The 9,285-nt window shown below is 70.0% G+C and carries 10 protein-coding genes and 3 tRNA genes; 6 read left to right on the forward strand and 7 right to left on the reverse strand.

All coding sequences use genetic code 11. The features are described 5' to 3' along the window. Nucleotides 1-454 (reverse strand): hypothetical protein (locus AX669_RS10045; protein WP_197418892.1); only part of this gene is annotated, 454 nt, incomplete at its 3' end. A gap of 121 nt (nt 455-575) precedes the next feature. Between AX669_RS10045 and AX669_RS10050 the strand changes: the two genes are divergently transcribed. The 3 genes from AX669_RS10050 (at nt 576) to purM (ending at nt 3,850) form a co-directional block, all read left to right on the forward strand. Continuing rightward, nucleotides 576-944 (forward strand): hypothetical protein, encoded by a 369-nt coding sequence (locus AX669_RS10050; protein WP_062258211.1) that lies wholly within the window; start codon nt 576-578, stop codon nt 942-944. 81 nt (nt 945-1,025) lie between these two features. Then, nucleotides 1,026-2,648, forward strand: a complete 1,623-nt coding sequence (gene purF, locus AX669_RS10055; protein ID WP_062258213.1) for an amidophosphoribosyltransferase — start codon at nt 1,026-1,028, stop codon at nt 2,646-2,648. 86 nt (nt 2,649-2,734) lie between these two features. Then, a complete protein-coding gene (gene purM / locus AX669_RS10060) occupies nt 2,735-3,850 on the forward strand; it encodes a phosphoribosylformylglycinamidine cyclo-ligase (RefSeq protein WP_062258216.1) in 1,116 nt (371 codons plus the stop codon). A 141-nt stretch (nt 3,851-3,991) separates the two neighbouring features. Here purM and AX669_RS10065 read toward each other — a convergent pair whose 3' ends face one another. Together AX669_RS10065 and AX669_RS10070 are read right to left on the reverse strand one after the other, a co-directional pair. Further along, nucleotides 3,992-4,189: a DUF3073 domain-containing protein gene (locus AX669_RS10065; RefSeq protein ID WP_062258217.1), complete on the reverse strand. Its 198-nt coding sequence runs from the start codon at nt 4,187-4,189 to the stop codon at nt 3,992-3,994. 187 nt (nt 4,190-4,376) lie between these two features. Continuing rightward, complete coding sequence (locus AX669_RS10070; protein WP_062258219.1) at nt 4,377-4,739, reverse strand: hypothetical protein; 363 nt, start codon at nt 4,737-4,739, stop codon at nt 4,377-4,379. Between the two features lie 84 nt (nt 4,740-4,823). Here AX669_RS10070 and AX669_RS10075 point away from each other — a divergent pair, with 84 nt between their 5' ends. Both AX669_RS10075 and AX669_RS10080 read left to right on the forward strand, forming a co-directional pair. Continuing rightward, a complete protein-coding gene (locus tag AX669_RS10075) occupies nt 4,824-5,501 on the forward strand; it encodes a YigZ family protein (protein WP_062258221.1) in 678 nt (225 codons plus the stop codon). Nucleotides 5,502-5,660: 159 nt separating this feature from the next. Continuing rightward, nucleotides 5,661-6,968, forward strand: coding sequence for an aspartate aminotransferase family protein (locus AX669_RS10080; protein WP_062258223.1), 1,308 nt, complete (start codon nt 5,661-5,663; stop codon nt 6,966-6,968). A gap of 189 nt (nt 6,969-7,157) precedes the next feature. Here AX669_RS10080 and AX669_RS10085 read toward each other — a convergent pair. The 4 genes from AX669_RS10085 to AX669_RS10100 form a co-directional block, all read right to left on the reverse strand. Beyond that, nucleotides 7,158-7,230, reverse strand: a tRNA-Phe gene (locus tag AX669_RS10085). 13 nt (nt 7,231-7,243) lie between these two features. Further along, nucleotides 7,244-7,320, reverse strand: a tRNA-Asp gene (locus AX669_RS10090). Between the two features lie 22 nt (nt 7,321-7,342). Beyond that, nucleotides 7,343-7,418 (reverse strand) — tRNA-Glu (locus AX669_RS10095). Nucleotides 7,419-7,585: 167 nt separating this feature from the next. Further along, on the reverse strand, nt 7,586-8,632 hold the full coding sequence (locus tag AX669_RS10100; RefSeq protein WP_062258224.1) for a PHP domain-containing protein: 1,047 nt from the start codon (nt 8,630-8,632) through the stop codon (nt 7,586-7,588). A 263-nt stretch (nt 8,633-8,895) separates the two neighbouring features. Between AX669_RS10100 and AX669_RS10105 the strand changes: the two genes are divergently transcribed. After that, the coding region (locus AX669_RS10105) for a siderophore-interacting protein (protein WP_231729551.1) at nt 8,896-9,285 on the forward strand (390 nt) is incomplete at its 3' end.

Genomic DNA, 9,285 nt, shown 5'->3' on the forward strand with positions numbered 1-9,285 from the left:
TCTCAGGAGCAGGAGCCGGGGCGGCATCCCAGTCGTCGGCCGCTGCCGCCGCAGCGCTACCGGCTGCCGCCGCAGCACCGGCGGCGGCAGCCTTCTGGCCGTTGGACGGCGCGTTCTTCGGCGCGGGAGCGTCCGCCTTCGCGGGCGCGTCCTGGGCGGCCGGCTGCTGCTCGGCCGTCTCGTTCTTCGGTGCGCCGGTCTTCACCTCGTCGGCCGTCTTTGCGGCACCCTTCGCGGGCTTCTCCTCGAGTTCGGAGGTGGCCGCGGCCTTCGCGTCAGGCGTCTCGACGCTCTCGTCGACGGAGTCGTCACGGCCGATCTTGTTCTTGCCGTTCACTCCGTGGATGCCGACCGAACCCGGGCGCTTCGGCGCGCCCTTCTTCGGGTCGCGCATGAGCAGGTAGGCGATCAGAGCCAACAGCAGGATGACGTTTTCGAGGATGAACCACTTCACGGTCGCGTCCCATCAGTCGTACGAGCACACATTTCTGTGGCCACCCTACCGCCGAGTCACTTGCGCCGGGCCGGGATTTACCGCGTCGTGATGCGCCCGCGGGCGTTGCTACCGTGGTGGGGTGAGCACGCCTGAACCCCGCACCGAAACCGCCGAGCGCGACGAGAGCCGCCACGACACCCGTGACGACGCCCGCCCGGCGTCGGAGGCCCCACGCCCGGCACATGACGAGGCGCGCGCCGACGAACGTCCGGCCACGAACCGCGACGGCGTGCCCCTCGCTCGCGTGCGTCGTGCGCCCCGCGTCATGCCGTTCCTGCTGACGGGCGCCGTCATCGGAGCCCTCGCGGGCCTCTTCGTCTCCCTCAACGGCGGTGACGGCGGCAACTACACGGCGTCGTCGTCGACCGGTTACCTCGTCGTCCTGTTCGGTGCCCTCGGCACGCTGCTCGGCGGCCTCGCGTTCGTCGTCGCCGACCGTCGTTCCTGATGCCCGTACGCGTCCTGCGCCCCGGCGCCCGGCTGCTCGCACGATGCACGCTGCGGCTCAGGTCGTGAAAGACTGATGTCTGTGGCACGCGGCGACGGCAAACTCTCACACGACATCCTTCCCGGCGAGAAGGGCCCCCAGGACGCATGTGGCGTCTTCGGGGTCTGGGCACCGGGTGAAGAGGTCGCGAAACTCACCTACTACGGCCTGTACGCGCTGCAGCACCGCGGCCAGGAGTCGGCGGGCATCGCGACGAGCGACGGCAAGAGCCTGCTCGTCTACAAGGACATGGGCCTCGTCTCCCAGGTGTTCGACGAGACGAGCCTCGCCTCCCTGCGCGGCCACCTCGCGATCGGCCACTGCCGGTACTCGACGACGGGTGGTTCCACCTGGGAGAACGCGCAGCCGACGCTCGGTGACACCGAGGCGGGCACCGTCGCGCTCGCGCACAACGGCAACCTCATCAACTCCGCCGAGCTGCGCGAGAAGCTCGAAGAGATCCACGGCGAGCTCGGCAACACCTTCGGCGAGCTGCGTCGCGGCAACACCACCGACACCGCGCTCGTGACGGCGCTGCTCGGCGCTCAGTTCGACACGAGCCTCGAGAAGACGGCCCTCGCCCTGCTGCCTCACCTGCGGGGCGCGTTCTGCTTCGTCTTCATGGACGAGAACACGCTCTACGCCGCGCGTGACCCGCAGGGCATCCGCCCGCTCGTCATCGGCCGCCTGGAGCGCGGTTGGGTCGTCGCGAGCGAGACGGCGGCGCTCGACATCGTCGGCGCCAGCTACGTGCGCGAGGTCGCGCCGGGCGAGATGATCGCCATCGACGCGGACGGTCTGCGCTCGACGACGTTCGCCGAGCCCGAGCCGAAGGGCTGCGTCTTCGAGTACGTCTACCTCGCCCGTCCCGACACGACGATCGCCGGCCGCGAGGTCTACGAGAGCCGCGTCGAGATGGGCCGTCAGCTCGCGCGTGAGTTCCCCGTCGACGCCGACATGGTCATGCCGACGCCGGAATCCGGGACGCCCGCCGCGATCGGGTACGCCGAGGAGTCCGGGATTCCGTACGGCATGGGCCTGGTGAAAAACGCCTACGTCGGGCGGACGTTCATCGCGCCGAGCCAGACGATCCGCCAGCTCGGCATCCGCCTCAAGCTCAATCCGCTCAAGCCCGTCATCAAGGGCAAGCGCCTCGTCGTCATCGACGACTCGATCGTGCGCGGCAACACCCAGCGCGCCCTCGTGCGGATGCTGCGCGAGGCCGGCGCGGCCGAGGTGCACGTGCGCATCTCGAGCCCGCCGGTGCGCTGGCCGTGCTTCTACGGCATCGACTTCGCGACGCGCGCCGAACTCATCGCCAACGGCCTCGTCGTCGACGAGATCGCGACGTCTCTCGGTGCCGACTCGCTCGGTTACATCAGCGAGGACGGCATGATCGCCGCCACCGGGCAGCCGCGCGAGAACCTGTGCACCGCGTGCTTCACGGGCCGTTACCCCGTCGAGCTGCCCGCTGAGGATCGCCTCGGCAAGGGCCTGCTCGAGCTGCAGCTGCCTGTCGAGTTCGGCGGCGTCGATCCGACGACGGTCGGCACGGCCGACCTCGGCCAGGACGAGTCGATCGACCTCGCCCGCACCAACCCCGACGGCGTCTCGCACGCCGGGGGCGCCGCCGTCAGCCCGGTCCGTCGGCACACGTCGAACTGACCGACGCCTCTCGATCCTCCCGCGCCGCCGCAGCCCTGACGGCGGCGCCGCGCCCGCACCGTGACCTCGCACTTCGAAGGACGACGATGACCCAGCACAACGAACCCATCACCTACGCCGGCGCCGGCGTCGACGTCGAGGCCGGCGACAAGGCCGTCGAACTGATGAAGGCCTCCGTCAAGCAGGCCCAGCGCCCCGAGGTGCTCGGCGGCCTCGGCGGGTTCGCGGGGCTGTTCGACGCCTCCGTCCTCGCGCGCATGGAGCACCCGATCCTCGCGACGTCGACGGACGGCGTCGGCACGAAGGTCGCGATCGCGCAGGCGCTCGACACACACGACACGATCGGGTTCGACCTCGTCGGCATGGTCGTCGACGACATCGTCGTGTGCGGCGCGGAGCCGCTCTACATGACCGACTACATCGCGACCGGCAAGGTGGTGCCCGAGCGCATCGCGGCCATCGTCAAGGGCATCGCAGCGGCATGCCGTCAGGCGAACGTCGCCCTCATCGGTGGGGAGACGGCCGAGCACCCGGGCCTGCTCGCCGCGGACGAGTACGACGTCGCGGGCGCCGCGACGGGCGTCGTCGACAAGGCCGATCTCATCCTTCCCGAGTCGGTGCGCGAAGGTGACGTCGTCCTCGGCCTCGCCGCGAGCGGCCTGCACAGCAACGGCTACTCGCTCGTGCGCAAGGTCTACGCGAGCGCCGGGTGGGGCTACGACAAGCACGTCGAGGAGTTCGGTCGCACGCTGGGGGAGGAGCTGCTCGAACCGACGCGGGTCTACGCTGCTGACCTGCTGCGCCTCATCCGCACCGACGGCGTCGACATCCACGCACTGTCCCACGTCACAGGCGGGGGCCTGGCGGCGAACGTCGCCCGCGTCCTGCCCAAGGGCATGGGCGCGCGCATCGAGCGTTCGACGTGGACGCCGCCGGCCGTCTTCGACGTCACCCAGCGCGTCGGCAACGTGCCCCAGGACGACATCGAACGCACCCTCAACATGGGCGTCGGCTTCGTCGCCGTGCTGCCCGCCGAGCAGGCCGCGACGGCCATCGAGGTGTGCGCCGAACTCGACCTGCCCGCATGGCGCATGGGCGATATCGCACGCACCGAGAACCTCGACGCCGCAGAGGCAGAGATCATCTCCGGCGCCAAGGGCGTCGACGCCGGCGCCTGCCAGATCGTGGGCAGCTACGCCTGACGCGTGAGCACGGGCGCTCGAGCCCCTCGAGCTCGGCGGCGGCCCACGCAGAAGTCAGCACGACGAGAGCCTCCGTCCCGATGGGATGGAGGCTCTCGTTCACGTCAACTCAAGAAAAAGCGGGTTGCGCGCCCGTCGTGGTCAGGCGTCGTCCGACGCCCACTTGGAATAGCGGTCATACTCGTCGCCCTCGTCGTCGGCTTGCGCCTGACGCGTTTCGTTCGCGCTGCGCGAGGCACGGAGCTCTCGCTCCAACGCGCTGAGGTCGGTGTCCGGCGAGAAGTACTTGAGCTCGCGTGCAACCTTGGTCTGCTTGGCTTTGGCCCGGCCGCGCCCCATGGCGAGACCCCCTCTGTCGTGTTGCCAGGGCGGCCGTCATCACCCCGCACGCGGGCGTGCGGACGTCAGGCGGAGGGCCCTGGGGATCCTAAGTTTCTGTCGTGGGGGTAACGCTACCTCAGGTGCGTTGATTTCCGCCCATCGACGCGGATCGCCGGGCGCCTCGCGCGGCCATGAGTGACCGGTCTCACTCCGTGTGGGTGGTGGCCAAGCCTGGATCGTCGACGACACGCCGTCGAGCGACGACGAACGTCCCCACGAGGGCGAGCGCGCCGAGGCCGAAACCACCCAGGACGAGGGCAGGTTCGTTGTCGCCAGGCTCGTCGACCGTCGGCGTCGTCGGCCCCTTGACGGTGCTAGGGGAGGCCGTGGCGGTCTGCACGGTCAACTTCTGAGCTCCCTCGGACGCCCCGGCGGTGCTGCTCGAGCTCACACCCGGGCTGCGCGTGGTGGCGGCGGCGGGTGACGACGACCCCGCGGCGACGGCGAGCACGCAGGCACCACCGACGACGAGGGCGCGAGCGGATGCGGGCAGATGGCGCGACGTCATGCTCCCATTCTGACGCGCACGCGACGGGGGCGCCACGTTCCGCGTCGTCGTTTCGCATCATCGCGCCCGGTATCGTCGCCGGACATGACGACGTCTCGGTTCACCACCCTCGCAGGCCTGGCAATCGCCGAGATCGAGGTGAAGCACTCGCGGTTCCTGTGTGAATTGACGCCGGTGGGGGCGGGTGACGACGAAGCGTCGGAGGTGGCCGCACGGGCCGTCGTCGAGGCCGCTCGTAAGCAGCACTGGGACGCGCGTCATCACTGCAGCGCGTTCGTGCTCGGCCCCCAGCGTCAGGTGCGGCGCAGCAACGACGACGGCGAGCCGTCGGGCACGGCGGGCGCGCCGATGCTGGAGGCGCTCGTCGCCTCGGGTCTGAGCGACGTCGTCGCCGTCGTGACGCGCTGGTTCGGCGGCACGCTGCTCGGCGCCGGAGGGCTCGTGCGGGCCTACGGCGACGTCGTGCGCGCCGCGCTGGCCGAGGCCCGCGTCGTCACGTACGAGTGTCGCCTCGTCATGGCGGCCGACGTCGGCATCGCCGACGTCGGCCGCGTCGAGAACGCCCTGCGAGCCGCCGGGCGGCACGTCGAGGGCGTCGACTACGCCCAAGGCGCGGCCTCAGGAACGGCGCGCCTGGTGCTCGCCGTCACGGAGGCCGACCGCGCAGCGCTCGAGAGCGAGCTCGCGAGCCTGACGGGCGGTTCGGCCGACCTCGACGAGTGTCGGCAGCGCTGGGTCTCACTCGCCGACCAGCCTGGGTGAGGCGTCAGCCGGCCGGACCTTCGCGCGTCTTCGGGGCGCACCGGCCGCCACCCATCAGCGACACCACACCTGCCCCGGTACTTCTGCCGCGCCACGGCGCGTCTCCCGCGCCCTGAGACGGGTTTGGCGCGTGGGCGTGCGAACCCCCAGAGTGGCTCCATGAGTGAACCGAAGACCTTGACCCCCGACGAAACATACGCACTCGACCGGGCCCACGTCTTCCATTCGTGGTCGGCGCAGGCCGCGCTGAAGCCGATGGTCGTGACGAAGACGTCCGGCTCCCGCCTGTGGGACGGCGACGGCAACGAGTACCTCGACTTCACCGGTCAGCTCGTCTACACGAACGTCGGCCACCAGCACCCGCGCGTCGTCGAGGCGATCAAGACGCAGGCCGAGACGCTGTGCACGATCGGGCCGAGCAACGCCAACGACCAGCGTTCGCAGCTGGCGAAGATGATCAGCGACCTGCTGCCCGACACGCTCAACAAGGTGTTCTTCACCAACGGTGGTACCGAGGCGAACGAGCACGCCGTCCGCATGGCGCGCGAGGTGACGGGCCGTCGCAAGCTGCTCGCCGCCTACCGCAGCTACCACGGCGCGACGGCGCAGTCGATCCACCTCACCGGTGAGGCGCGCCGCTTCGCCAACGACAAGGGCGCGAGCGAGGTCGTCCACTTCTTCGGTCCGTTCCTCTACCGCAGCGAGTTCTGGGCGACGAGCGAGGACGAGGAGTGCGAGCGTGCGCTGACGCACCTCGAGCACACCATCACCTCCGAGGGCGCCGACGCGTTCGCCGCTCTCATCCTCGAGCCCGTCATCGGTTCGGCCGGCATCATCCCGCCGCCGCCGGGCTACCTCGAGGGCGTCCGCGAGATCTGCACGAAGTACGGCATCATCTTCATCGCCGACGAGGTCATGGCCGGCTTCGGCCGCACCGGTGCCTGGTTCGCGCACCAGCACGCGAATGTCGTGCCCGACCTCATCACGTTCGCCAAGGGCGTCAACTCGGGGTACGTGCCGCTCGGCGGTGTCGTGCTGAGCGACGAGATCGCCCACCACTTCGACGAGCGCGCCTACCCCGGCGGCCTCACCTACTCCGGCCACCCGCTCGCGTGCGCGGCGGGCGTCGCGACGATCGCGGCGATGCAGGACGAGGGCATCGTCGAGAACGCCGCCCGCATCGGTTCCGACGTGCTCGGCCCCGGCCTGCAGGCGCTCGCCGAGAAGCACGACGCGGTCGGCCAGGCGCGTGGCGTCGGGGTGTTCTGGGCGCTCGAACTCGTCAAGGACGCCGCGCGCACGCCCGCCGTCGAGCGCGCCGCCGCCGTCGCGGCCGCGTGCAAGAAGAACGGCCTGCTCGTCATCGCCGCCGCGAACCGGCTGCACGTCGTGCCGCCGTGCAACGTCAGCGACGACGACGTCCGTGCGGCCCTGACGATCCTCGACGAGGCGCTCTCCGCGAGCTGACGACGACGCGCCGTCGGTGGGTGATCGACCGGGTGCGACGCTGCCGAACGAGGCAGCTTCGCGCCCGGTGAAACGTCGGGGTGCCGCGGCGCGGAACGCGCCTCGAACCGGGAGGCATCTCGAACCGGGAGGCATGCAGAACACGAGAAAGCCCCCGAGACGAATCTCGGGGGCTTTCTCGGTGGAGCGTGGCCAGAGACGGGGTCGAACCGCCGACCTAGCGATTTTCAGTCGCTCGCTCTACCAACTGAGCTATCTGGCCCTTGGGAAAGGGATGGCGACCCCGACGGGACTCGAACCCGCGACCTCCGCCGTGACAAGGCGGCGCGCTAACCAACTGCGCTACGGGGCCTCGTGAAAGGCCGATCTGTGCGTGGTATCCCCAACGGGATTCGAACCCGTGCCGCTGCCGTGAAAGGGCAGTGTCCTAGGCCGCTAGACGATGGGGACTACACAAATCATTCCCGCGAGCCGCTCACCTTCCGGTGTTTGCCCCGCTGGAACTTGCGTAACTTTAGTACACGTTCGCCGGGCAACGCAAAACGCCCGGAATGACGGGGATTCCGGCGGCATGGCGTGCGGTGCGCTGCCTGGCCCGGACGGCGTCGAGGCGCTTCTCAGGCGATCTCCTTGCGCGCGAACGTACGCACCCGCTCGACGTCCCACGTCGTGATGACGCGCTCGAGCGGCACGCCGAGCTCCTCGATGCGCGCGGCGCCGTACTGGAGGAAGTCGAGCTGGCCGGGCGCGTGCGCGTCGGAGTCGAGGGAGAAGTAGCAGCCGGCGTCGATCGCCTCGCGGATGAGATCGTCGGGCGGGTCGCAGCGTTCGGGGCGCGCATTGATCTCGACGGCGACGCGGTGCTCGGCGCATGCAGCGAACACGGCCTTGGAATCGAACGTCGACGGTGGGCGGACGCCGCGTTCGCCGTCGACGAGGCGGCCGGTGCAGTGCCCGAGGATCGTCGTGTGGGGGTTCTCGATGGCGCCGAGCATGCGTTTCGTCATGGCGGCCGGGCCCGAACGCAGCTTGGAGTGAACCGACGCGACCCGCACGTCGAGGCGGTCGAGCATGTCGGCGCGCTGGTCGAGGGAGCCGTCCTCCTTGATGTCTACCTCGATGCCCTTGAGCAGGACGAACGGGGTGCCCGTCGCCCCGAGGGCCGAGTTCATCGCGTCGATGACGCCGAGCTGCTTCGTCAGCCGCTCGGCACTCAGCCCGTTGGCGACGCGCAGCGAGGGGGAGTGGTCGGTCTGCACGATGTACTCGCGCCCGAGGGAGATCGCTGCCATGACCATCTCGTCGATCGGTGAGCCGCCGTCGCTCCAGTCGGAGTGGGTGTGGCAGTCGCCCTTGACGGCGGCCATGACGCGCTGCGCGCCCTCGACGAGGTGCTCGGGGCTCGATTCCTCCAGCTGGTCGAGGTAGCTCGGGACGCGGCCGTCGAGTGCCTCGGTGATGACGGCGAGCGTCGTCTTGCCGATGCCGGAGACGTCCGCGAGGGAGCCGTCGGCGGCCTTCGCGCGCAACGTCTCCTCGTCGAGCGCGGCAATCGCGCGCGAGGCGCCACGGAACGCCTTGACGCGGTATGTACCCGCACGGCGACGTTCGAGCAGGAAGGCGATGCGGTCGAGCGCTTCGCGAGGCGTGGGAGCACCGGTCATGTGGTCACTGTACGAACATCGCCCGGACTTGCCCAGGGCCTCCGCCTTGCCCAAGGATCCTGATTTGCCCAGAGGTTAGGAGCCTTAGTTTGGATTTGGCTCGTCTGCGTGGCCTCGGTGTCGTTCCTTCGTGGGTGTCACTGGAAATGGCCGATCAGGATCGCAGCGAGGTGCCCTGCGGCGCCGAGGAGCCCCGACGAGACGAGGACATCGTGACGAACACCGAAGCAGCGCCGGCCTGCCCGCGGCGAACGCCCACCCACGTGAGAGTCGAGCAGACCGAGCGGCTGACCCGCGACCTCGTGCGCGTCCACTTCAGCGGGGACGGGCTGCGCGCCCTCGAGCCGAAACCGGTGACGGACGCCTACGTCAAGCTGCTCTTCCCGCCGCGCGGGGCCGACTACGCAGCGCCGTTCGACCCCGAACAGATCCGCGCCGAGCGGCCTCGTGAGGAATGGCCGGTGACGCGCACCTACACGATCCGGGCGATCGACCACGCGGCCGGAACGATGGCGATCGACTTCGTCGTGCACGGTGACGCCGGCCTCGCGGGGCCCTGGGCGGCTGCGGCGCGAGCGGGCGACGTCATCGGCTTCCTCGGCCCCGGCGGCGCGTGGGCGCCCGAGTCGGAGGCCGCTCATCACCTCTTCGTC

It is taken from the genome of Dermacoccus sp. CCH2-D9, assembly GCF_001556795.1.
In the GTDB taxonomy this organism is placed as follows: Bacteria; Actinomycetota; Actinomycetes; order Actinomycetales; family Dermatophilaceae; genus Dermacoccus; species Dermacoccus nishinomiyaensis.

Coding starts and splice junctions, on each gene's coding strand:
- AX669_RS10070 (WP_062258219.1), bottom strand. CDS start 4,739: ATGACGTCGCGCCATCTGCCCGCATCCGCTCGCGCCCTCGTCGTCGGT.
- AX669_RS10100 (WP_062258224.1), bottom strand. CDS start 8,632: ATGACCGGTGCTCCCACGCCTCGCGAAGCGCTCGACCGCATCGCCTTC.
- AX669_RS10065 (WP_062258217.1), bottom strand. CDS start 4,189: ATGGGGCGCGGCCGGGCCAAAGCCAAGCAGACCAAGGTTGCACGCGAG.
- AX669_RS10075 (WP_062258221.1), top strand. CDS start 4,824: ATGACGACGTCTCGGTTCACCACCCTCGCAGGCCTGGCAATCGCCGAG.
- purM (WP_062258216.1), top strand. CDS start 2,735: ATGACCCAGCACAACGAACCCATCACCTACGCCGGCGCCGGCGTCGAC.
- AX669_RS10080 (WP_062258223.1), top strand. CDS start 5,661: ATGAGTGAACCGAAGACCTTGACCCCCGACGAAACATACGCACTCGAC.